This window comes from Pseudomonas corni, assembly GCF_057128765.1.
The window spans coordinates 47,191-71,470 of the sequence record NZ_JBSKHW010000009.1 but is presented as its reverse complement, the minus strand read 5'-3'; the positions used below and the strand labels follow the sequence as shown (position 1 = coordinate 71,470).

General features: G+C 60.5%; 18 protein-coding genes and 1 pseudogene. 6 read left to right on the top strand and 13 right to left on the bottom strand.

Translation table 11 applies throughout. The annotated features are described in order from the left end of the window. Positions 1-222: 222 nt before the first annotated feature. Genes ACWKV9_RS15335 through ACWKV9_RS15320 form a run of 4 tightly spaced genes read right to left on the bottom strand, consistent with a single transcriptional unit; the run spans position 223 to position 9,196 of the window. Positions 223-1,650, bottom strand: coding sequence for an efflux transporter outer membrane subunit (locus ACWKV9_RS15335; protein ID WP_483836969.1), 1,428 nt, complete (start codon positions 1,648-1,650; stop codon positions 223-225). Then, complete coding sequence (locus ACWKV9_RS15330; protein WP_483836968.1) at positions 1,651-4,776, bottom strand: efflux RND transporter permease subunit; 3,126 nt, start codon at positions 4,774-4,776, stop codon at positions 1,651-1,653. Next, positions 4,773-7,940 carry an efflux RND transporter permease subunit gene (locus ACWKV9_RS15325; RefSeq protein WP_483836967.1) on the bottom strand — a complete coding sequence of 1,056 codons (3,168 nt, stop codon included), beginning with the start codon at positions 7,938-7,940 and terminating at the stop codon, positions 4,773-4,775. The genes ACWKV9_RS15330 and ACWKV9_RS15325 overlap by 4 nt, the downstream gene beginning before the upstream one ends. Beyond that, complete coding sequence (locus ACWKV9_RS15320; protein WP_483836966.1) at positions 7,937-9,196, bottom strand: MdtA/MuxA family multidrug efflux RND transporter periplasmic adaptor subunit; 1,260 nt, start codon at positions 9,194-9,196, stop codon at positions 7,937-7,939. Before ACWKV9_RS15320 ends, ACWKV9_RS15325 begins: the two co-directional genes overlap by 4 nt. Before the next feature lie 385 nt (positions 9,197-9,581). Between ACWKV9_RS15320 and ACWKV9_RS15315 the strand changes: the two are divergent. Together ACWKV9_RS15315 and ACWKV9_RS15310 are read left to right on the top strand one after the other, a co-directional pair. Beyond that, positions 9,582-10,000 (top strand): annotated as a pseudogene (locus tag ACWKV9_RS15315) (ATP-dependent DNA ligase); the annotation flags it as partial. Further along, complete coding sequence (locus ACWKV9_RS15310) at positions 9,986-10,255, top strand: winged helix-turn-helix transcriptional regulator (protein ID WP_483837113.1); 270 nt, start codon at positions 9,986-9,988, stop codon at positions 10,253-10,255. The pseudogene ACWKV9_RS15315 and the gene ACWKV9_RS15310, both read left to right, overlap by 15 nt. Positions 10,256-10,347: 92 nt before the next feature. Here ACWKV9_RS15310 and ACWKV9_RS15305 read toward each other — a convergent pair whose 3' ends face one another. Next, the gene (locus tag ACWKV9_RS15305) at positions 10,348-10,806 is read right to left on the bottom strand and encodes a winged helix-turn-helix transcriptional regulator (protein WP_483836965.1); all 459 of its coding nucleotides are present in this window, start codon (positions 10,804-10,806) and stop codon (positions 10,348-10,350) included. A gap of 207 nt (positions 10,807-11,013) precedes the next feature. On the opposite strand from ACWKV9_RS15305, the gene ACWKV9_RS15300 reads away from it, so the two are divergent. Next, positions 11,014-12,210 (top strand): MFS transporter, encoded by a 1,197-nt coding sequence (locus ACWKV9_RS15300; RefSeq protein ID WP_483836964.1) that lies wholly within the window; start codon positions 11,014-11,016, stop codon positions 12,208-12,210. A gap of 24 nt (positions 12,211-12,234) precedes the next feature. Here ACWKV9_RS15300 and ACWKV9_RS15295 read toward each other — a convergent pair whose 3' ends face one another. The 8 genes from ACWKV9_RS15295 to ACWKV9_RS15260 form a co-directional block, all read right to left on the bottom strand. After that, on the bottom strand, positions 12,235-13,134 hold the full coding sequence (locus tag ACWKV9_RS15295; protein WP_483836963.1) for a phytanoyl-CoA dioxygenase family protein: 900 nt from the start codon (positions 13,132-13,134) through the stop codon (positions 12,235-12,237). 174 nt (positions 13,135-13,308) lie between these two features. Then, positions 13,309-14,613, bottom strand: coding sequence for an alginate export family protein (locus ACWKV9_RS15290; protein WP_483836962.1), 1,305 nt, complete (start codon positions 14,611-14,613; stop codon positions 13,309-13,311). Between the two features lie 155 nt (positions 14,614-14,768). Next, the gene (locus ACWKV9_RS15285; protein WP_483836961.1) at positions 14,769-15,797 is read right to left on the bottom strand and encodes an AraC family transcriptional regulator; all 1,029 of its coding nucleotides are present in this window, start codon (positions 15,795-15,797) and stop codon (positions 14,769-14,771) included. 105 nt (positions 15,798-15,902) lie between these two features. After that, positions 15,903-16,544, bottom strand: a complete 642-nt coding sequence (locus tag ACWKV9_RS15280; protein ID WP_483836960.1) for a TetR/AcrR family transcriptional regulator — start codon at positions 16,542-16,544, stop codon at positions 15,903-15,905. 301 nt (positions 16,545-16,845) lie between these two features. Further along, complete coding sequence (locus ACWKV9_RS15275; protein ID WP_483836959.1) at positions 16,846-18,321, bottom strand: cytosine permease; 1,476 nt, start codon at positions 18,319-18,321, stop codon at positions 16,846-16,848. 166 nt (positions 18,322-18,487) lie between these two features. Continuing rightward, complete coding sequence (locus ACWKV9_RS15270) at positions 18,488-19,963, bottom strand: cytosine permease (RefSeq protein ID WP_483836958.1); 1,476 nt, start codon at positions 19,961-19,963, stop codon at positions 18,488-18,490. Between the two features lie 13 nt (positions 19,964-19,976). After that, the gene (locus ACWKV9_RS15265) at positions 19,977-20,201 is read right to left on the bottom strand and encodes a hypothetical protein (protein ID WP_483836957.1); all 225 of its coding nucleotides are present in this window, start codon (positions 20,199-20,201) and stop codon (positions 19,977-19,979) included. Between the two features lie 164 nt (positions 20,202-20,365). Continuing rightward, positions 20,366-21,301: an NAD(P)-dependent oxidoreductase gene (locus tag ACWKV9_RS15260; protein WP_483836956.1), complete on the bottom strand. Its 936-nt coding sequence runs from the start codon at positions 21,299-21,301 to the stop codon at positions 20,366-20,368. 213 nt (positions 21,302-21,514) lie between these two features. Here ACWKV9_RS15260 and ACWKV9_RS15255 point away from each other — a divergent pair, with 213 nt between their 5' ends. The 3 genes from ACWKV9_RS15255 (at position 21,515) to ACWKV9_RS15245 (ending at position 24,069) form a co-directional block, all read left to right on the top strand. Next, the gene (locus tag ACWKV9_RS15255) at positions 21,515-22,501 is read left to right on the top strand and encodes an aminotransferase class IV (protein ID WP_483836955.1); all 987 of its coding nucleotides are present in this window, start codon (positions 21,515-21,517) and stop codon (positions 22,499-22,501) included. 85 nt (positions 22,502-22,586) lie between these two features. After that, entirely contained in the window at positions 22,587-23,465 is an 879-nt protein-coding gene (locus ACWKV9_RS15250; protein ID WP_483836954.1) for an NAD(P)-dependent oxidoreductase, read from the top strand. 28 nt (positions 23,466-23,493) lie between these two features. After that, entirely contained in the window at positions 23,494-24,069 is a 576-nt protein-coding gene (locus ACWKV9_RS15245; RefSeq protein WP_483836953.1) for an NAD(P)-binding domain-containing protein, read from the top strand. Positions 24,070-24,280: the final 211 nt, after the last annotated feature.

The following is a 24,280-nucleotide window of genomic DNA, read 5'->3' as shown; positions in this document are numbered from 1 at the left end:
CAGCTTCGCGGGCAAGCCTCGCTTCAACCCGGATTGCCAGCGCAGGCGAACTTAAGGTCTGACGCAAATCCCGCGGGAGCGGACCTGTCCGCGAATAAGCCGGTGCAGGCGGCAGATTTCTAGCGCCTTGCCGATAGCCTTCGCGGACAGGTCCGCTCCCACTGTTGATCGGCGACTCAGCCGAAATTCGAGCCAGATTTAAACCCCGTCCAAAGGGGCGGCTCACTCCTGCGCCACCCACGATCCTCCCAGCGCAGCCTGCAGCTGGACGCTGGTGATCAACTGCGTGGCGACCAGGCTGAGCAGGGTCTGGCGTTCGTTCAGGCTGGTGGCCTGGGTGGTGGCGACGTCAAGGTAATCAATGACCCCGGCTTCATACTGATCGCGACTCACCGACGCTGAGTCCTCCGCCGACAGCGCAGAATTCTTTCGTGCTACCAACTCTGGCTCCAGCGTACGCAACTCCACCAGGTAATCCTCGACCTCGCCCAAACCAGTCAATACCGTCTGACGATAGGTCGCGACCGTGGCGTCGTAGGCATGCCGCGACTGCTCAACGGCGGCTTTGGTCGCGCCAAAATCGAGGATTGTGCCGGTCAGGCTCGGGCCGATGGACCAGAAGCGGTTAGGCAGCGAGAACAAGTTACTGATGGTCGAGCCCTGATAGCCGCCGCTGGCGCTGAGGGTCAAATCCGGATAATACGCCGCCGTCGCGACACCTACAGCGGCGTTGGCGGACGCCATTTGCCGTTCGGCAGCGGCGATGTCCGGGCGGCGTTCCAGCAGACGACTGGGCACACCCAGCGGCACGTTCGGCACGTGATACTGCCAGGCCGGGTCCGCCGCCAGCGCAAAATCAGCCGGCGGTTTACCCATCAGCAGCGCGATGGCGTGTTCGTACTGCGCGCGCTGCCACTGCAGATCGAGCATCGAGGCCTGAGCACTTTGCAGCTGAGTCTTGCCGGTGGCCAGATCGGCCCGCGAGGAGATTTGCTCGTCGTACTTGTTCTGGATGATCTGCAGATAGCGCTCGTATCCGGCGATGGTCTCGCGGTACAGGGCGATACGCTGATCGAGCAGGCGCAGCTGGAAATAATTCTGTGCCAGGGACGATTGCGCACTCAAGGTGGCATTCGCCAAGTCGGCGGCGCTGGCCTGAGCGCTCGCGCGGTCCTGCTCATTGGTGCGCCGCAGCTTGCCCCAGATGTCCGCTTCCCAGCTCAGATCCAGGGACGCCGAGTGCTGCTTGCTTACCCCACCGCCCCCGGTACTGCCGGAAGAAGACCCGGTGCCGGTTTCGCTGCGAGTGCTCGCGCCTGTGCCAGTCAAGAGGGGGAACTCTTCGGCGCGAGACTGCCGCACCAGCGCCAACGCCTGTTGATACTGCGCGGCGTACAGCGCGACGTTCTGGTTATTGAGCTGCACCTGACTGACCAGCGCATTCAATTGCCGATCCTGATAAAGCTCCCACCAGGGGCCTTTTGGCAGCTCGTCCTGAGGGTTAGCCGCCTTCCAGCCTTCGGCTTCCTTGAACGTGGTGGAGATCGGCGCAGCAGGTTTCTTGTAGTCGGGGCCGACCATGCAGCCAGCCAAAAGGCTGCTGGCCAACAGCACAGCGAGACACAGGCGAGACGGCAAAAAAGCATTCATTTATTCAAACCTGTTCAGTCGGCCGGGCACGTGGGTGCGGCGAATACGCGTGTGCCAGAAATCCCGGGAGATTCGGCTCAGGCGGTCGAGATAGAGGTACACCACGGGAGTGGTGAACAGCGTCAGCAATTGGCTGAGTACCAGGCCGCCAGCGATGGCAACGCCCAGCGGCTTGCGCAGGTCGGCATCGCCGCCGCTGCCCAGCGCCAGGGGCAAGGCACCGAAAAATGCCGCCAGCGTGGTCATCATGATCGGCCGGAAACGCATGCGGCAGGCCTCGATGATCGCCTGTTCCGGCGACAGCTTGCGGTCGCGCTCAGCCATCAGGGCGAAGTCGATCATCATGATGGCGTTCTTCTTGACGATGCCGATCAACAGCAAAATGCCGATCAGCGCGATGACCGTCAGTTGCATGTTCATCACCTTGAGCAACAACAGTGCTCCAACCCCGGCCGAGGGCAAAGTCGAGAGAATCGTCAGAGGGTGGATATAACTCTCGTAGAGCACCCCCAGCACGATATACACCGCCAGCAACGCGGCGGCGATCAACCACGGCATGCTCGCGGCCAGCGACGCGTAGGCCTGGGCGGTGCCGGCAAAACCGTACTGGATGTCCCGGGGCATCCCGACTTTGTCGACCGCCGCATTGATGGCCACCGTCGCCTGATCCAGCGACACACCTTCCTGCAAATTGAAAGCAATGGTGCTGGTCGCCGACTGGCCCTGGTGCGCCACGGCCAAAGGCGCGTTATCGGGGCTGAAAGTAGCGAACGCGGTCAGGGGCACCTGCTGGTTATCGCTGTTGATCACGTACATGCGATCAAGCATGGTGGCGTCGCTGGTGTAGACCGGGTCCAGCCCCATGATCACATGGTATTGGTTCAGGGTTTTGTACAGCGTCGCGACCTGGCGTTGGCTGTAGGCGTTGTTCAGCAGGTTATCGATATCGCTGACGCTCACCCCAAGCCGACTGGCAGCGGCGCGGTCGATGTGCAGTTTGAGTTCCTGCCCTCCGGTTTGGGAATCAGAGTCGATACCGGTCAATTGCGGCAATGCCCGCAGCGCCGTTTCTACCTTCGGCGCCCACAGCCGCAACAGGTCCAGATCATCGGCCTGCAGGCTGAACTGGTAAGTCGCGTTGGCGCTGCGGCCCCCGACGCGGATGTCTTCAGCGGGCATGAGAAACACCTGAATCCCCGCCACGGTATTGTTGGCCTTGGTCAGCCGGTTCGCCACCGCCGCCGCGCTGCTGGTGCGCTGTTTGTAATCCTTGAGCCGGATGAAGAAGTCCCCGGTGTTGCGCGAGCCCGCGCGGCCACTGCCGGTTGAGGACATCACCGCCTCCACGTCCGGGTCGGCGGCCAGGTCGTGGGCGATCTGCATCAGGTGCGGTTTGAGGGCCTGAAACGAGATGCTCTGATCGGCACGCACCGCGCCCATCAACACGCCGGTGTCCTGAGCCGGGAAGAACCCTTTCGCGACCGTGGCATACAGATACACGTTGAAGCCTACGGTCAGCAGCAGGCTGAACAGCGTCAGCAACCGGTGGCGCATCACCCACGTCAGCGCCGTCAGATAGGCCACCTGCATCCGCGCCAGGCCGGTTTCGATCCATCGATAGAGGCGCGGCACTTTGGCGTCGTGGGCGGGCTGACGCAGCAGCATGACGCACAGCACCGGCGTAAGACTCAGCGACACCAGCATCGACAAACACAGCGCGATGCTCAACGTCACCGCGAACTCGCGAAACAGCCGCCCGACGATATCGCCCATCAGCAAAATCGGGATGAACACGGCGATCAGCGACAGGGTCATGGACAGCACGGTGAAGCCCACTTCCCGAGTGCCCATCAGCGCCGCCCGCAGCGGACGCATGCCTTGCTCCTGATAACGGGCGATGTTTTCCAGCACCACAATGGCGTCGTCCACCACGAAACCGGTGCAGATAATCAGCGCCATCAACGACAGGTTGTCGAGGCTGTAGCCCAGCAGATACATGATCGAGCAGGTGCCGATCAGCGACACCGGCAGCACCACCGCCGGAATCAACGTGGCGCGCGCATTGCGCAGGAAAACAAAGACCACGGCGATCACCAGCAAGGTGGCGATCAGCAGGGTTTCTTCAGTGTCGTGCAACGACGAGCGCACCGTAGGGCCACGGTCGATGACACTGATCAGTTGCACGTCCCCGGGGATCTCGCGCTGAAGCTCGGGGATCAGCGCCTTGATGCTGTCGATGGTCTTGAGCATGTTGGCGCCAGCCTGCCGAGTCACGCCCAGCGTTACCGAGGGCTGACCGTTGTAGTAGCCGCCGACGAACATGTCTTCTACTGAGTCGTAGACGTTGGCTACATCGCGCAGGCGAACGGCAGCGCCGTCCTGGTAGGTGATGACCAGTTCACGGTAGTCGGCGGCCTTGTCGATCTGGTCGTTGCCGTCGATCACCCAGCTCTGGGTATCACCCTGCAAGATGCCCTTGGGCTTGGCTTTGGTAGCGTTGTTGATGGCGGTGCGCACTGTTTCCAGTGAAATACCGGCGTGGTTGAGCAGGTTGGGCTGAACGTCGATCCGCACTGCGGGTAAAGCGCCGCCACGCACCGAGACTTCGCCCACGCCGTTCACTTGGGCGATTTTTTGCTGCAACTTGCTGTAGGCCAGGTCGTAGAGCTCGCCGGGGCTGCGGGTGGAAGAGGTCAACGCCAGCATCAGCACCGGCGCTTCGGAAGGGTTGGCTTTGCGGTAAGTCGGCAGCGAAGGCATGGAGCTGGGCAGCAAGCTGCGCGATGCGTTAATCGCTGCCTGCACGTCACGGGCGGCGCCGTTGATGTCGCGATCCAGTTCAAATTGCAGAATCAGCGTGGTCGATCCCTGACTGCTGGTGGACGTCATTTCGGTGATGCCAGCGATCTGTCCGAGGCTGCGCTCCAGCGGCGTGGCGACAGTGGCCGCCATGGTTTCGGGACTGGCGCCGGGCAACGAAGCGCTGACCATGATGGTCGGGAAATCCACCTGAGGCAGCGGCGCAACCGGCAGCAGCGCGTAGCCGAGGATACCCGCCAACGTAATGCTCAGGCTCAGCAGCAACGTCGCCACCGGGCGACGGATAAACAGCCGCGAAAGGTTCATGCCTGCGCCCTGCCCCGGTTCAGCCGTACCTTGGCACGCTCGGACAGGCGATCAAACATCAGGTAGATCACCGGCGTGGTGAAGAGCGTCAGCACTTGACTGAGCAACAGCCCGCCCACGATCACCAAGCCCAGTGGACGACGAAGCTCTGCCCCGGCGCCGGTGGCGAGCATCAGCGGCAAGGCGCCGAACAATGCCGCCAGAGTGGTCATCAGAATCGGCCGCAAACGCAACAGCGCCGCGCGGTGAATGGCATCCCGTGCATTGAGCCGCTGGTGCTGGCGCCCTTCGAGGGCGAAGTCGATCATCATGATTGCGTTCTTCTTCACGATGCCGATCAGCAACACCACCCCGATCAGGGCAATCAGACTGAATTCGGTCCCTGTCAGCAGCAGCGCCAGCAACGCGCCAATGGCCGCCGATGGCAGCGTCGACAGAATCGTCACCGGGTGAATGAAGCTCTCGTAAAGCATGCCCAGCACGATGTACATCGTGACCAGTGCCGCCAGAATCAGCCACAGCGTGTTGCCGGTCGCAGCCTGAAAAGCTTCAGCCGCGCCTTGGTAACGCAGGGTGATGCTGGTGGGCGCATCCAGCTCGGTCATCACTTGCGTGATGGCTTGCTGAGCCTGTTCCAGGGAATAACCGTCGGCCAGGTTGAATGACAGGGTCACGGCCGGGAACTGGTCCAGTCGGCTGAGGGACAGCGAACCGGTGCGCTGGCCGACTTTGGCGATATCAGTCAGTCGCACCATCTGCGCCGGGGTGGTGGTAGCAGTCGTCGTAGTCGTGCTGGACGAGTTACTACTGGCGGTGGACGCCGTAGTGGTGCCAGTGGCAGCTGCTAGATAAATGTTGTCGAAAGCTGCCAGCGATTGCTGGAATTTACCCGGCACTTGCAGCACCACGCGGTACTGGTTGGACTGAGTGAAGATGGTGGAAATCAGGCGCTGACCAAAGGCGTTGTACAGCGCCGTATCGACGTCCGAAGCGCTGATGCCGTAGCGCATGGCCGCGGCCCGATCCAGCTCGACATAGGCCACAAGGCCCTGGTCTTGAAGATTGTCGATGACATCGCGCATTTCCGGGCGGTGCTGCAACTTCTCCATCAGCCGTGGGATCAGCGCTGACAGGTTGGCGCTTTCCGAATCGTCCAGGGTGAATTGGTATTGGCTCGGGGTCAGTTGGTCGTCGACGGTGAGGTCCTGGGACGACACCAGATTCAATTGGATACCGGCCACGGCAGCGGCGGATTTTTCCAGTCGGGTGATGACCTGGGTCGCGGTGTCATCCCGGTCTTCGAACGGCTTGAGTTCGATCTGCAGGCGGCCATTGTTCAGCGAGTTGTTATTGCCATCGACGCCAATGGTGGATGACACCGACTGCACCGCCGGGTCTTGACGCACCACTTCAACCATCGATTGCTGACGGCGGGCCATTTCACTGAACGAGACATCCTGAGAAGCCCGGGTGAAACCCTGGATCAGGCCGGTGTCCTGGGTCGGGAAGAAACCCTTGGGCACCACCAGATACAGCAAGGCGGTCAGTGCCACGGTGCCAACGGCGATCAGCAGGGTCAGGCGTTGGTGATCCAGCACCCACACAAGGCCACGGTCATAACCGTTCAGTACTTTCTGGTACTGACGATCGCCCCATGCGGCAAAGCGCCCCTTTTTGTCTTCGGGCACATGACGCAGCAAGTGGGCGCAGAGCATCGGCGTCAGGGTCAGAGAGACCACCATCGACACCAAAATCGCCACCGCCAGGGTAATGGCGAACTCGCGGAACAACCGCCCCACCACATCGCCCATGAACAGCAGGGGGATGAGCACGGCAATCAACGAGAACGTCAGGGAGATGATGGTAAAACCGATTTCCTGCGAGCCCTTGAAGGCCGCCGTCATCGGGTCCTCACCCTCCTCCAGATGCCGGGAGATGTTCTCCACCACCACGATGGCATCGTCGATGACGAAGCCGGTGGCAACTGTCAGCGCCATCAATGTCAGGTTGTTGATGCTGAAACCCGCCAGATACATCACCCCGAACGTCCCCACCAGCGACAACGGCACCGCGAGGCTGGGAATCAGGGTCGCGGTGAAATTGCCGAGAAAGGCGAACGTCACCAGCACCACCAGACCGATGGACAGCAGCAGTTCGATCTGCACGTCCTTGATCGAGGCGCGGATGGTTTGCGTACGGTCGCTGACCACCGTGAGCTTGACCGAATCCGGCAACGCCGTTTGCAGGGTCACCAGTTTCTGCTTGATGCTGTCGACCACTTCGATGACGTTGGCGCCAGGCTGGCGCTGCACGGCAATGACAATCGCTGGCTGGCCGTTGGCGGTGGCAGACAGGTATTGATCCTGGGGCGCTTCGGCGGTGGTCGCGACGTCCTTGAGACGCAACGCGGCGCCGTTTTCATAGGCCAGCACCAGCTCGCCGTATTCCACGGCGTCACGCAACTGGTCGTTGGCGTCGATGGTGATCGAATGCGACGGGCCGTCGAACCCGCCTTTGGAGCCGTTGACGTTGGCGGCGTTGACCTTGTCGTAGACGTCTTCCAGGGTCAGGCCGTGGGCCGCCAGGCTGGTGGGATTGACCTCGATCTTCACCGCCGGTTGTTGCCCGCCCGCCAGACTGACCATCCCGACGCCGGAAATCTGCGAGAGCTTGAGCGCTACGCGGGTGTTGACCAGATCCTGCACACGGGTCAGCGGCAGGCTGTCGGACGTAGCCGCGAGGGTCAGCACCGCCGTGTCGGCAGGGTTGACCTTTTTGTAAGTGGGCGGGTTTGGCAAGTCGGTCGGCAGCAAGCTGTCGGCGGCATTGATGGCGGCCTGCACTTCCTGCTCGGCGACGTCCAGTGACAAGTCCAGCGAGAACTTAAGCGTAATCACCGACGCACCGGCCGAACTGGTGGAGTACATCTGCGACAAGCCCGACATCTGCCCCAACTGTCGCTCCAGCGGCGACGTCACCGCCGAAGCCAGCACGCTGGAACTGGCGCCGGGATACAACGTACTCACCTGAATGGTCGGGTAATCGACTTCCGGCAGCGCCGAAGTGGACAGGAGGCGGTACGCGAAAATGCCCGCAAGCAACACCGCCAGCATCAGCAGCATGGTGGCGACCGGGCGTTGGATAAACAGCCTTGATGGGTTCATGGCGTGACGTTGCCGGCAGCGGGCGTCGCGGTTTTACCTGTAGCGACATCGGTGCTGGCGGGTTTTTCGATTTCGACCTTGCTGCCCTCACGCAGGTGGTCGATGCCACGGGTGACGACCTGATCGCCTTTGTCTACGCCTTGGGTGATCACCGTCTGCTCGCCCAGTGCCGGGCCGACCTTGACGCTACGGCGGCTGACCTTGCCGTCCTTGACCACGTACAGAAACTCGCCGTCGCTGCTCAGTTGCACGGCGGCAGAAGGCACAACCACGGCGTTGCGCAGGGTATCGGTGGTCAGCTTTACGTTGACGAACTGATTGGGGTAAAGCTTCTCGTCCGGGTTATCGAACTGCGCCTTGAGCTTGATGCTGCCGGTGGTGGTGTCGATTTCGTTGCTGATGAATTTCAGCGTGCCCGTGGCCAGCGGCGTGGTGCCCAGTTGATCTAGGGCCTGCACGCTCAACGCTTCACCCTTGCGCACCTTGGGCAGCAGCGTGGCCAACTGGGCCTGGGGCAAACTGAAAGTCACGGCGATGGGGTTGGTCTGGGTCACGGTGACGATGCCGGTGGTGCTGCTGGACGCCACGATGTTGCCGGGGTCCACCAGGCGCAGGCCGACGTAGCCGTCGATGGGCGAGACGATTTTGGCGTAGATCAGGTTGAGTTTGGCGGCATCGATCTGCCCCTGATCGGCCTTCACGGCACCGGCGTATTGGCCGACGGTGGCGGTCTGGGTGTCCAGGTCCTGCTTGGCGATGGAGTCCTTGGCGAACAAACGCTTGTAGCGCTCGACGGTCAACTGCGCGCTCTTGAGCAGTGCCTGGTTTTGCGCCATGTCGCCCTGGTACTGGTCAAGGGTGGCTTGATAGGCGCGCGGATCGATCTGCGCCAGTAACTGGCCTTTCTTCACGTACTGGCCTTCGGTGAAGTACACGGCCATGAGTTCGCCGTCCACGCGGCTGGTGACGGTGACCGAATAATTGGGAATGACCGTGCCCAGCGCCTGCTGAATGACCGGGACATCCGCGGTGCCCGCCGTGCCGACGGCAACGCTGACCGCCAGATTAGGGTCGGTCATCCCCGGTCCGCCGTGCCGCCCGCCAGGGCTTGCTGCTGCGGTGCTGCCCGCGCCAGTCGCAGGTGCGGCAGGCGAACTGTACTTGAGGTAGACAAAGACAGCGCCAATGGCTGCGGCTATCAGGAGCGCGAGTAAAACAAGGCGCTTGCGTGAGCGGGCTGCCGAAATCTGGATCATTGGATACTTCTGTGTGGACAAAGGGCTACGGGCCAGGAACAAGGGTGTGACGGTCAACGGGGCAACGCGGGCAATCGCAGGTCAACGCACGGTTAGCAGAGGGCTAAGCCGGGCAAATCCAGGCGGGCCAAAGGGTCCTGCGAGAGGGGTGTTTCAAATTGTTGCGCCATTTAGCCCTGCGCGACGGGTACGGACAAGCGATCGGGGCGACCTTTGCAGATTATTTACATTCGTTTGCATGGCGGCGTCTGGTTTCAGGACTGCTTCGCAGCCCATCGTCGGCAAGCCAGACTCCTACGCGCTTCGCGCAGAAGCGGTATTGCGGCGCACACAAATCCTGTTTGCGAGGCTTGCCCGCGAAGCTGAGCATGCGGTGGCGCGGCAAGGCGATTGGCGTTACAAAATCAAATTCGACGGCTACCGCATCATCGCCAGAGTGGAAGACGGCAAGGTTCAGCTGTTCACGCGTAACGGTCACGACTGGACGCACAAGCTGCCCCGTCAAGCCGAGGCCATTGCCGCTTTGGGGCTTGAATCCGCCTGGCGTACGGGGAAATATTGGTCGCCAACGAGGAAGGCGTTCCTGACTTTCAGGCGCTGCAGAACGCGTTCGAGTCCGGCCAGAGCGGCGCTAGCATTTACTACCTGTTCGACCTGCCCTACCTCAACGGCCTGGATCTGCGCGAAGTACCGCTCGAACAGCGCCGCGCTGCATTGGCCAAGGTGCTTGACGCCAGTGAGGATGAAATCCTCAGGTTCTCGGAAGATTTTGGCGAGGAACCTGATGCCCTGCTCAACGGCGCCACGCTGCGCATCATCTCTGGCAAGTGGAAACCGCTGGTCGTGTTTTTTTTGCGAGACGGGCCCAAATGCTACGGTGAGCTGAAACGCTTGATGCTGGGCGTCAGCGACAAGGTGCTGATCCCGCAATTGAAGGATCTGGAAGCCGAGCATGTGCTGACGCGCACCGACTACAAAGAAGTCCCCCCGCGCGTGGACTACATGCTTACCCCGCTGGCCCGCAGCCTGGCTGAGGCGATCGTGCCGCTGTGTACGTAGGGCACCGAGAACCCGGAGCAAATGGCAAACATCTTCGCCAAGCGCGACGCTTTGGCTTAGCAAGACGCTGAAGGTTGCGGGCGTGAGTCAATTCAAGACGCCTGCGCCTGAACCCTCACCCGGCGACAATCAGACGGCCCAACGGCCAGACCGCTTGAAGAACGCACGGCAATCGGCATCAACGGTTGCCCGCTTGCGTTGTCCAGCAGCACCGAGCGCGTCTCCTGCGGCGTGAACAGATAGCGCTCTCCCCACTGCCTCATGCTGACGACGATCGGAAAGATCTCTCGCCCTTTCTCGGTGAGCACATATTCCTTGTACGCACTGCCATCCGAGGCGGGTCCGATGTCGAACACCCCGACTTCAACCAGCGTTTTAAGGCGCGACGCCAGAATATTCTTGGCGACGCCCAGGCTCTTCTGGAATTCGCTGAACCGGCGAATATTGTCAAACGCGTCACGAATAATCATCAGCGACCAGCGATCACCAATGGCTTCCAGCGTTCTGGCGACAGGGCATTCATTGGCGTGTGACAAATCGTGTTCGGCCATTTGTTAACCTTTTTTAAAAGTAGATCCGCCTCATCGCTTGGCTGAGCCGGACACAGACTGGTTGCAATTTGAAACAGGATTGCGCAAAAATCCTTTCCAGTTGCTAATTGAAACCAGCTTACTCACATGGAAGGCTTTATGACAGCTGAGACCGAATCGCCGAGCCATTGTGTTTCAAGGTCTCGCACAAGCCAGACGCCTTGGGATATGAACCCACCGAGTGATGACCGCCAGTCTGGCTTTAGCTCATCGCTCATGCTTTTGCTCTCGGTCACCTGTGCACTGGCTGTGGCTAACGTGTATTTCGCGCAGCCGTTGCTGGAGTCCATGGCCGAAAGTATGGACGTGACGTCCGCGGTGATTGGCCTCGTGGTCACGGCTACGCAGGTGGGTTACGCGCTGGGACTGTTTCTCATTGTCCCGCTGGGCGATCTGGTCAACCGCAAACGGCTGATCCTCAGTCAGATCGTGCTGTCCGCCATTGCGCTCGCGGCCGTCGGCGCGTCACAAGCGTGGCTCTCGCTACTAGGCGCGATGATGGTTGTGGGTTTGATGGCCGTGGTGGTTCAGGTGATCGTAACCTACGCCGCTTCCCTGTCATCGCCCTCAAAGCGCGGACAGGCTGTCGGCACGGTCACCAGTGGCATTGTGCTGGGGATTCTTCTGGCCCGATTCACCTGCGGCCTGATCGCGGATCTGGCAGGTTGGCGCGCCGTTTATTTCGTGTCCTCAGGGCTGATGGTTATCCTCGCCGGCGTGCTGCGCAAAAGGCTTCCTCACGTTGCGTCGTCAACGCCTCAAGACTCGTACTTCGCACTCATCCGCTCGCTTTTCAGACTGCTGATTGCCGAACCTGTCTTGCAAATTCGTGGACTGCTGGCCCTGCTGATCTTTGCTGCGTTTTCGGTGTTATGGACAGCAATGGTGCTGCCATTGAGCGCCCCGCCTCTGTCCCTGTCTCACACCGCTGTCGGCATGTTCGGCCTGGCCGGAGTTGCCGGTGCCCTGGCCGCCAGACGTGCAGGTGAATGGGCCGATCGAGGGCTTGGCCAGCGGGTCACCGGTCTTGCGTTGTGCGCGCTGTTGCTTTCCTGGATCCCGATCAGCTTTGCGCAAACCTCTCTGGTGGCGTTGGTGTGCGGGGTGATACTGCTCGACTTCGCCGTGCAAGCCGTCCACGTCACCAGCCAGAGCCTGATTTTCGCCGCTCGCCCTGACGCGCAAAGCCGCATGGTCGGTGCCTACATGTGCTTTTACTCGACCGGCAGCGCGCTGGGTGCAGTGGCAGCGACCCAAGCCTACGCGCGCTGGGGATGGGTTGCCGTCAGCCTGCTGGGTGCGGCAATCAGTGCTGTGGCGTTGGTGATTTGGTTGTTGACGTCTGCTCGCTCAGACGGCGTGTAGGGAAGATCGCTATGACACAGTGCATTAATGCATGCCACCAACCAGACCGAGAGAGCGCAACACGTCGTCCGACTGCAAGTGAGTATGAGGGCTGACCATTTTGCCGCCCTGCTCCACCCAGCCCATGAAGTTCTCGCCCGCGTCCCAGCCGAGCAAGCGTTGTACTTCTTCGGGCAGGCCTTTGAGCACGTCGAACGGCACCGAGAGGTATTGGTTTTCTTCCTGACGCACGCAGCCAAGGTCGATACCCATGGTCAGCCCGGTGCGTGGCTGGTCGCTGCTGTTGGTGCCACCGCCATGATAAGTGGAGCCAATGAACAGCATGGCCGAGCCGACCGCCATGATCGCGTCAACCGTTTCTTCAGGCTCCGGACGGCGTTCATCGTCCCATTTGTGGCTGCCGGGAATGACCTTGGTCGCCCCGGTGGTTTCGTTGAACTCGGTGATCGCCAGCATGATCTGCAAACGCGCCTCACGCCCGTAGTTGGGGTGGCGCCAGAGGAAACTGGTGTCATCGCGGTGCAACGGCTGCTTACCCTGGCCCGGGTAAATCTGGATAGCCTGGGTCATGCCAATCTGGATTTGCGGGGTGACCGTCGTGCGCTCGTGACCGAACCACACTGACACCGGCTTTTGCAGGATCTTGCGCGCGGCGCCCAGATAAAGAGGATGCATGACCACATCGACCATGCGGCTGCAGCGGGCGAACAGGCGGCTCGCGCGACGGGTGGCGGTGCCGACAAAAAAGTCTTCGTGGCCAAACGTGGAAGTATCCAGGGCAACGTCGATCTGCTGCTTGAGTTCCTGGAATGTGCTACCCGTCAGAAAGTCGGCAATGATGACCCCGCCATCACGCTCGATGATTTCGACGACCTGCTCAACAGATGCATCGCCTGGCAGAGTAACGAGGGAAGCCTTGGACATGATGGGTTCCTTGGGAATCGGTTAACGACACGACGCCTGGTGGCGCACACAAAATGAGCTCGTGGGGCGAATATAGAGCGGCTTTCTGGCCGGTCACAGGTTGGCGCCAGACATTAACAGGTGAATAACGGCCACGCAGAAAGGCAAACCCTGCGTAGCCATCCGCAGCCTGGATCAGAATGTCCAGGTCACCAAGGTCTCGAACAGGTTGGACCGGTCGTTGTCGCCGAACATCTGCTTGCCTCCGTCCCCCGGCACTGCCAGCCCATAGACCGCACTTAGGGTAATGGCCGGCGTTACGGTCCAGTTGACGTACAGGTCGACCTCTTTGGCGAAGTCGCGGCTGGTAACGCCCTCGGGCTTTTTATCCAGCTGGAACCGAAAACCCATCAGACCTACGCTCACGTCCTGGCGCGGCTGCACGGCCAGCTTCAACATGTCGATGTTCACATTGCTGTTGAACAGCATGTATTCGCCGACGATCTCGCCCTGGTACCAGGTGCCGTATTCGCCGCCGTAGCCGTAGGTCATCGGATCATAGTCATCAGAGTACTGAGTGCGGCGGTAGGTCAAAGTCGGCGTCCACGGCACGTCGCTGAACGCATAGTTGGCCTGGGCATACCAACCGTGAGCGGACTTGTCGGTATCGCCGCCCTTCTCCCAGACATACTCTCCCGCCAGACTTACTTGCGGCAGCGCGGTAAACGGTGTGCCCTTGGCGCGCAGGTCGTACACATCGACGCCATCGCGCGAGGCATTGTCGGCGTCCATCGTGTGGTAATAGGTCGCGCCCAGGGTGCCTAGAGTGTCGCGCCACTCCAGGTTAGCGCCGCGCATCCGCAGGCGTTCCTTGTAATCGGCGTATTCCAGATCAGCGTTGGCGGTCAGGTCGAACAGGTCGGCGTGAACCTTGCCGGTGTTCAACTGGGCAATGAGGGTGTTGGTATAAGCCGTGCGCGGTCCGATCCAGGCCGCGCCATCCCTGCCCTGGTCGGCGTGGCCGTCGCCCATCAGAAAGCCATTATCGATCATGAAGTTCTGGCGACCGCCGCTGATTGTGACGGCGTCCTTGCCCAGAGAGGAGAACAGATCCCCGCTCTTCCAACCCAGGAAAGCCGTTTCCATCGCGATGGATTCCGGGTTGTCATGGGTAAAGCCCCCGGCGTCGCTGCCACCACGGGTCATCGCCCCTACCGCCGATGCGCCACCGAACAGCGTGCCGTATTCAGTCTGCGGGCCTGTCACTTTTATCCCCGGCAGGACGAACCCTTCAAAGCGGCTCGATGTGCGGTCGACCTCAAGCCCGATGCTGCTGGTGCGCCCGCCAAATGCCTGGTTCTTGTGATAGAGATAGGCCCCGCCTACGGTGACGGAGGGCTCAACGACCACGTCCCCGATCTGAAATGAATCCAGCGCGAAACTTGCGCCTGCGTACATTGCCCCGACACCCGCCGCCAAAAAGCGAACCGACACTTTCATCACCGTCTTCCCCATGTGCAATGAACAGAACCCCAGGTCATTGCTGACCGCATGCCATGGATTGTCCGGGCTATAGCGGCGTCACTGAAGGCGCAAACAGGTCAAAAAGGGGGATCGTAGACGACACTTGTACAGGCCCGATGTCTGGGCAAGGGTCAGAGTCTGGCCTGGGATCGATACTGCGACGGCGTGCAGCCACTCCAGCGTTGAAAGGCTCTGCGAAACGCTGCCGCCTCGCTGAAGCCCAGGTCCTGAGCGATGCGTGAAACCGGCACCTGGCGCACCAGCAATTCCCGCGCGCGCTGATAGCGGGTCTCACACAACAGTTCGTTGAAACTGGTGCCGGCAGCACGCAAATGGCGTTGCAGCGTCTTGCTGGAACAGGCCATCGTAGTCGCGACATTACTCAGCGAAGGCGACGTATCGAAGCCTGCGCAGATCGCCGACCTGACGCTGGTCAGAAAGTCACGCGGGCTTTCCAGGTGGGACTTGAGCACCGAGCAGCGGGCTTTCATCTCGCGGTGCGCGGATGGGTCTGCGCAGGGCAAGGGTTGATCCAGCCATCGGACATCGAACGACAGACTGGTAGGCCGGGACACATCGAAAGTGACCGGACAATTGAAGTATTCCAGATAAGGCGCACACAGAGGCTCGGCGGCAAAGCCGATGTTGACCGCTGCCAACGGCAACGTCTGGTAAAGCAGATCGGCCATCACGCTCTGCAATGCGGTAAGGGAGAACTCGATTGCCAGCCAGCGCAGCTCGTCCTCGATGTCGAACGCAGCGTCGATGTTCAGCCAGGCACGGCCCTGCTCCTGCACCAGGGTCAACTCGAATCCTGTGCCCAGCGGCAACGGGTATTCGAAGAACAGCTCAAGGGCCGCACGCAAGTCGGGGCTCGACAACAAGGTAAAGCCAAAAAAACCGTAGGCTGCCAGCCGGCAACGATGGCCAAGCTCAAGGCCCAGATGCTTGGCTTCGGTCAGACGCCAGGCATTGCGCAGAATCACGCATTCCTGCTCCACCGAAATCAGCTTGTCGCCGGTTCGCAGGTCATCGGCAACCAGATCGGTTCCAAGCAACAGGCTTTGAGTGGAGTGTCCCGATTCACCGACGAATGCATTGACCAATGCAATGAAATGCAAGGTGGCCAGGCGGTCGATGTATTGACCAGAGGTAGCCATGATACTCACCCCAAAGCTGATTCAACCCAGAGCATAAAGCGCTGGTCGATTCGTCCAACAGGTGATCAATGACCTAAAAACGGGGATTGGTGGCCGCTGAACCGATCAGCCGGCGTGAATCATCTTCAGCCACATGTCGCGCATGGTCGCGACCGTCTCATGCCAATGCTGGTGCGGGGCGCTGGTGTGTTTGTTGTAGAAGAGCAAGCCTTCGATCTGCGACGCGATCAACACGGCGAACACTTCTGAACGGGTCGTGGTGAGTTGCGGATTCACCTCACCGATCAACTTGGCCATCACTTGGCAGAACGTTTCGTAGATGCTCTTCAAATGCTCGCCGATCGCCTGATCATGTTCGGCCAGCGCCCAGCTCTGGAAGGAGAACGAGGCAATCCAGGGATCGCGGGAAGCCTCCATGTCCTGTTCGACCACTTCGATGAAGCGCTGTTCGGGGCTGCGCGAGGTGTCGTTGGCGATGGCGACGAACTGCGTCACGAAGACTTCGATCTTGGCGCGGATCATCGACAGCAGCAGGTTTTCAGTGGTGCCGCAGTAGTGTTGGAGGTTACTCAGGCTGATGCCCATTTCACTGGCGACCCGGCGGGCGGAAAACTGCGCGTAGCCATCACGCACGAAGAGCATGGCCGCGGTGTCGATGATGTCCTCGATGCGCTGAACACGTTTCTTCTCGCGGGGGCTGGCAGTGCGCTCGAACAGCGACTCGGCACGAGCAGCTTCACTCAACATTGACGTACTCCAAAGCAGATAACTGCGGCACAGAATGCCTGCCGCAGAACATGTGGCGCAACCCTGCTGCGATGCACGCAGTATCGGTTGTCCACCCTGATCGGACCGAGTGTACTGAACGGGGAGAACCAAGGTCAACCGACCTATTTTAATGCATCATAATCAGTCTGCGCCTGGGCTGCCTGAGCGTCCTGGCCGCAACTTGCCGCCAAGAAAGACGACGAAGGCGTTCACATGAACGCCCTCGATCCATCCAAACACCTCACTCAATAGACCGCAGCATACTGATGTCGATAGAGGATCAAAGCCCTACCCGCACCTTCTTCTCGGCCAATTGACGGACATTGCGGTAGCCGCCACGGTAACTTGCGGCAATCACCACACGCATCATCACGTAGTACGCGACCATGCAGATCAGCAGAGTCGGCAACGTCGCCCCGACGTAACGGAACGTCGGACCCACCTGCAACGACAGAGGGTCAAACAGCATCAGATAGACGATCAGGCCAAGGGCGATCGTGACCATTGCCACCCAGTTGACCCCGCCCCAGAACCAGTAAGCGCCCTGCCGATCCTTGACGAACAGGTGTGCCGGCAACACCACCTGACGACGCAGCAGCAGGTAGTCAGTGAGCATCACCCCCGCGATGCCGACGAACATCGCGCTGTTATAGGCCAGCCAGTTCATCACATGGTTGATCAGCCACTGCGTGTTGAACGCGACCACCAGCCCCGGCAACAGCAGGACACAGATAATCAGATCCCAGCGCATACGGGCGAAGAAGCGCACCTGCTGGACCGAGACCCCGGCAAAGTAAAAGAAGCTGATCAGCGTACCCAGATTAGCCAGCAACAGCAGCGAGACAATCAAAGTGCCCAGGCCGTTGCCCGCAGTCTTGACCACCCATTCGGCAGGCTCGGTCGAACCAGTGGCAATCGCCGCGAGCGCGCCCACGGCGGAGGTGAACCCCGCACCAATGACCCCGGCACCGAGCAACGACGGGCTGATGAGGTGCTTGCGTTTGTGAATCAGACGCGCGATACCGCCGAAAAACGGCACGCTGGTCAACGCGTTGGAGGCACCGAATTCCACGCCATACGCCAGTTGCAACAGCGGATCGGTGGTATAGGCCAGTTTGGGATCGACATTGGTGTGCAGCAGTGTGGTCAGGCTGACATCACGGGTGATCAGATAAAGCAGGATGCAGGCGATGATCAGAATCGCCGGTGAGGTGTAGCGCGTGAGCAACGCGATCATCGCCGGGCCCTTGCGCAGCAGCACCCAGACCAGCACCAGCATCAAGACCGAGACCAGCGTGACGAAGCCGTTGTTGATTTCACCGCCTGGATTGAACAGGACCTGTTGCAGGCGACCCGCTGCCTGGCCGGTCATCGCGATGAGCACGAAAGACCAGCCCAAGGTAGTGATGAGAATCAGCGCCAGCAGCAACGACGAGCCGCGCGTCCCCATCGAACTCTTGGCTGCATCGACCGGATCGACGCCGTGTCGGTAGCAGATCAGGCCGGACGCCAGATAGACAGGCGCCAGCCCCGCGATCAATCCGATCAGGTAGCCGACGATTCCGATACTGGTATTGCCAATGTAAGCAATCGAGGCGCCAAACAGGTAATTGAAACTCGCAGCGCCAATGGCAACACACGCCGCCAGCAAGGTGCCGAATCCCGTGTACAAACGATCGGCCCCGCGTATGGGCAGCCGCCCTGCCAGCGCCTCGCGGGCCGTGACCGCGCTTAGCCCTGAATTGGAATCACTCATGTACGTCCCCGCCTCGACCGTTAATGAAAGCAGCCGCAATTATGAGCCAGCCACGGCGGGCAAACAGGTGCGCCGCGGTCATATTTCAGGTGAACGGATCGGCCGACTGCACCCACACAAAAGGCCCCGACATCGCGTCGGGGCCCCGGTTTGAGTGATACCCGGTTCAGAGTCCGACGAGCACTTTCCTCTCGGCTGCTTGCGCAGTGTTGCGATAGCCGCCCTTGTCGCTCGAAGCGATCACCAGACGCATGGCCACGTAGTAGACGGCGATGCACAGCGCGAACGAAGGCATGGCTGCACCGAAGTAGCGGAACGAGGCGCTGACTTGCAGGGTCATCGGATTGAAGAAGGACAGATAGGACATCACTCCCAGCACCACCACCGCCATCGCTACCCAGTTGACGCCGCCCCAGTACCAGTAAGCACTGTCACTGGTTTTCACGAACAGATGCGCCGGCAGGATGTGTTGCCTGCGCAGCAGCAGATAATCGGTGAAGAGCACCGCCGCGATCCCCGCGAACATGGCGCCGTTGTACGCCAGCCAGTTCATGACATGGGCAATCAGCCATTCGGTTTCAAACGCAACGAACACTCCCGGCAGCAACAGCAAAGCGATGATCACGTCCCAGCGCAGTTTGGCAAAGAACCTGACCTGCTGAACCGAAACGCCCGCCAGATAAAAAAAGCTCACCAGCGTCCCCAGGTTGGCCAGCAGCAAGACCGTCACAATGACCGTCCCCAGACCGTTGCCTGCCGTCTTGACGACCCATTCGGCAGGTTCTGTGGATCCGGTCGCCACGCAAGCCAGTGCCCCCACTGCCGTAGTAAACCCGGCGCCGATCAGGCCCGAGCCCAGCAGGCAAGGCGTAATCAGGTGCTTACGCTTGTGGATCAGACGTGCCATGCCGCCAAAAAACGGCACGATCGTCAGCGCATTGGAGGCACCGAACTCCACACCGTACGCCAGTTGCAGCAGCGGGTCCGTGGTGTAGGCGGCGCTCGGCGCGACATTGGTGTGCCACAACGTTGAAACACTGACATCACGGGTAATCAGGTACAGCAGAATCGCGGCAATGATCAGCACCGCTGGCGAAGTAAAGCGCGTCATCAGCACCATCATCGCCGGCCCCTTGCGCAGCGCCAGCCACACCAGTGCCAGCATCAGGATCGAGACACTCGCCACGAACGTGTTATCGACGCCGCCGCCCGGATTCATCAGCACCTGTTGCAGGCGTCCGGCGGCCTGACCGGTCATGGCCACCAGCACGAAGCCCCATCCCAGTGTGGTGATCAGGATCATGAACAGCAGCAGCGATGACCCGCGAGTACCCAGCGCGCTCTTGGCGGCGTCGACCGGGTCGACGCCGTGTCGATAGCTGAGCATCCCCGAGGCCAGGTACATCGGCGCCAGGGTCATCATCAGACCGATGACATAACCGACGATGCCCAGTGCGGTGCTACCGACGGCGGCGACCGAAGCGCCGAACAAGTAGTTGTAACTGGCTGCGCCCAACGCCACGGAGGCATTGAGCAGCGAACCAAAGCCGGTGTAGAGCCTGGCTGCGCCTGGCACCGGCAATCGACCGGCAAGGGTTTCCCGGGAAATCTGGCTGCTTACATCTGCATTCGAGTGACTCATGGCCCCGCCCTCCTCAGATGTAAAAACCCACGAGCGCCCACAACACCACACCGGCGATGAACCAGCCGGCAGCCGAAACGATGATCGAACCGGTCGCTTGACGAGTTTCGTCACCGACGTTTTCAGCTGACTCGAGCGCGACCAGACTTTTCACCAGATCCAGATCGAGATCGCCGATGGATTCGTCAATCAAAAAACAATGATCGCCCAACAAATGTAAGCCGGATGCTTCACGCATAAGTGCTCCTGAAACCAGTGAGGGCAGTGTTCAAGAAAATCATTATTGTTATTGAGGGCCGTTCCCCCGCAAGGGGCCAGCGGGCGTCAGGCCATGGGGCGATTATGACTGTGCCTGCACGGTCCAACAGGTGCGCGGAGGTCATCCTGAGGGACATTGAAGCCTCATCGGCGACGAAACACCTCGAACGCCGCAGGCAGCTCATGGTCCTGGTGACCATTGGTCAGCGCCTGATCGACGTAACCCGAGAACAACGCCAGAAGACTGTGCTCAACCCCGGCGCTCTTGGCCCGCCCGAGCAACGACTGCAGACCCAGCGAGTGAACCTGGATCGAGGCTTCGTTCCCTGAGTAATCCTGGCGTTCAATGGCGCTTATGGTGCGCTGCCAGGTGCTTTCAATCACCGGCTTGAAGGCATTTAGGGCCGTGGCCAAATCCTTGATATCAAGCTGCTCGGCCTGCAACATCGCAGCGCTTTGCATGAGTGCGAAGGTGTTGCCGTAATACAGGGTCAGCAAACAGCCATCGAGCACGTTCGCCGAGCCCGCTTTCTCTCCCGCATACGTCATGCGTCCGCCCAGCAGTTTCAGCACTTGCGCGCAGCTGTTCCAGACCCTTACGGCGCCCGACACCAAGAGCATGCAGTCCGCGCCGCCTACTCTTGTCGGGTAATCCATGATCGCGCCGTCCAGATACTCGACGCCGATTTCCGCCGCCCATTGCGCGCTGGCTTCGGCCTGCCGGGCATCTCCGGTGGTGAACTGCACGAGGGTCTTGCCCTTGAGCAAGGCCGCGATGTCATCTTGCAGGAACAGCGCATTGCTTGTGGCGTAGTCGGCCAGGCAAACGATGATCAGCTCCGAGGCCCTGATTGCGTCGGCGAAATCAGCCGCGGCCCTGGCACCCAGGGCCACCAGCGGTTCGGCTTTGCCTGGCGAGCGATTCCAGACAGTGACGCGCAGACCTGCCCGGATAAAAGGCGGCACCAGTGCCGCGCCCATTTGCCCCAGACCGATAAAACTCACAGTCGAATGATTCATGCCGGATCCCTTTGTATTGCGCCTGAAAAATGTGCGTGGAGCTGCCAAGACTTTAGGCATCCGTTGCCCGGCAAAAAAGGTGATCGCAGGCCAAGAAAACGGCCGGTTCGGACATGCGCGGACGCACAGGCAACATTGCCCGGCTGGCCGCATCCCCTTGGTAACTTGGCCCCCGCTCACCTGTTGGCGGCGGCCTTGCCCCTCCTAAGATAGGGCCCACGGCAATATCGCCAAGGCAAGGCGCCCCCTTGCGCACAGCAGAGAGATCGAGCGATGAGCATCATCCAGGCAGACCACATCATGTTGAACGATCCGGCACACGTGCGGGTTGCGCACGACCCCAGGTACGGTCACGGTTCAGCTTTCATCCACGGCACTTACGTCGACCTGGATAATGCCGCGATCCCGATGGCGGACCTGGGCTTTACCCAGGCCGACGCCTGCTACGACGTGGTCAGCGTCAGCAAGGGTTACCTGTTCCGCCTTGAGGATCACCTCAAACGCTTCGAAAGCGCGTGTCGCAAGTTCCAGCTGACCAACCCCTACACCCCGGCGCAGACCACCGAAATCCTCGAGAACCTGATCAAGCAGGCTGGCACCAAAGAGGCTTACGTGTGGTGGGCCGTGACCCGCGGCTTCATGCCCGACGGCAGCGACCGTATTAACCCGCACGCTTATGAGAACCGCTTCTACGCCTTTGTCGTGCCGTACGTGTTCATTTCCGATGACGAACAACGCAGCCGTGGCATCGATGTTCTGGTCAGCAAGCAATTCATCCGCATTCCACCGAAAGCCGTTGACCCGACCGCCAAGAATTTCCACTGGATGGACCTCAAGCTGTCGCTGTTCGAGGCCCGTGCAGCGAACAAAGAGTGGTCTGTGTTGTGCGATGCCGACGGCTACCTGACCGAAGCCCCAGGTTCGAATATTTTCCTGATCAAGGACGGCGTGCTGTTTACACCTGACTCCGGCTGTCTGGAAGGCATCACGCGCCAGACGACTCTGGAACTGGCCCAAGAACTCGGTTTGCCGCTGCAGGTCGAGCGCGTACACGTCGAACAGTTGCTCAATGCCGATGAAGCTTTCCTGACCTCGACCGCAGGCGGCGTGATGCCAATCAACAGCGTCGATGACCGTGTGCTGGGTGGCAAGGCCGGCCCTGGCGCAATGACCACCCAACTGCACAATCTGTACTGGACCAAACGCTGGGACGGTTGGCTGGGCACCGCCGTGGATTTCACCACGCCCGCCAAGGTCTAGCCGGTCTCGTCTGCGGCGATCCGAAGGGTTGCCGCCACGCTCTTTTCCGAGCCGTTTGTCACATCTCTTTGCCGAGGAAAAGTCTATGCCGCAAGCCAAACCTTCCGTCAGCGTTCTGGGCCTTGGTGCCATGGGTGGGGTGCTCGCCCATACGCTGTTGCAATCCGGCTGCGCAGTGACCGTGTGGAATCGCAGCACCGAACGCGCAACCGCGTTAATTCAGTCCGGCGCCACGCTGGCGAGCGACGTGGGATCGGCATTGCTCGCCAGCGATCTGAACATCATCTGCATGATTGACAAGGTCGCGTCCGAAGCCGTGCTGCTGGAGCTGGGACCGACCTTCGACATGGGCGGCAGAACACTGGTCAATATGAGTACCGGCACCGTTGAGGACGTCGCGCGCCTGGCCCGCTGGGCCGACGAGCACAATGCGCAATATCTGGACGCCGGGATTCTTTGCTACCCCAAAGACATCGGGGCTGCCAGGACCGCAATTCTTTATTCCGGCCATCCCCATGCCTGGCAGGCACACCAGCAGACCCTGACGCTGCTGGCCGGGAACCCCCAATATCTGGGCGTCGATCCGCAAGCCTGCACCCCGGCCTATCTTGCGCTGTACGCCTTCTATTTCGGGGCCTTCGCCGCCTGGCTCGAAGGCGCCGTACTGGCAAGCTGCGCGGGTGTTTCGGTGGATGCGTTCAATACGCTGTCATCAATCATGACCCAGATGCTGGTCGACGGCATCGACACCGCTGCCCAACGCATCATCGCAGGCGACTTTGGCGGCGAACAGGCCTCAGTGGACGTTCACGTCGCAGGGCAGGAAATCGTGCTTGATGCGCTGGTGAGCGCCAAGGTGCCCCATGCCAGCACCGATGCCTATCTGGCCTACTGCCGAATGGCGCAAACCGCAGGCATGGGTCAAATGGATATCGCCGCCCTCTACAACGCCATGCAACTCTGAATTTCGTTCAGCCACAGAGCCCACGATCATGACTACTGAACTCAACCTCGCTCGCCCGCAACGCATTGCCATCATCGGCCTGGACTCTTTCGGCAGCAGTCTGGCGCGCACGCTGGCGGCGCATGGATTTGAAGTCGCCGGCCTGGACCCGCTGCGCAGTAACCTGGTGGCGCCTTGTGAGGGCGTCAAACTGCTGCGCAATCTCGAACAGGCCGTCGACAGCAGTGATGTAGTGATCACATGCTTTCCCGACCAATTGCTGATGAGCGCAAGGCTATGCAGCCCCGAGACCACGTTCGGCCTTCACGGCAAGGCGCTGATCAGCTTCAACACCTCACAGACCCGAGCGGCGTCTTGCGCTCGGTCAATGGGTGAGTGGGCCAGAAGCGAGCATATCGATTATCTGGAAATCAGCCTGACCGGCCAGGGGGACAGGCTTGGCGCAGCCGGTGGTGAGTTGGTGTGTGCAGGACCGCGACGGGTTTACGAGCGGCTCAAGCCACTGTGCAGCAGCCTTGGCGCACCGCTGACTTATCTGGGCAGCGATTGCGGCGCAACCCTGGAACATTGCCCGGAATCGGGGTCCCGGCCTGCCGTCGCATAATCCTTCTTCATCCATCTCTCCCCACAGCGACCGTAATAAATCGGCTACCCCATCTACCGCGCCACAAAAAACTCACCCCAGGGTGAGTTTTTTTATGGATTTCGTTCATCTGTCGCTTGACCTAGGTCATACGACCATATTAAATCGGTCACACGACCTAGTTAAGCGAAAACGCTTTTCAGAAGGTCTGCGCACTGACGCGATTTCTACC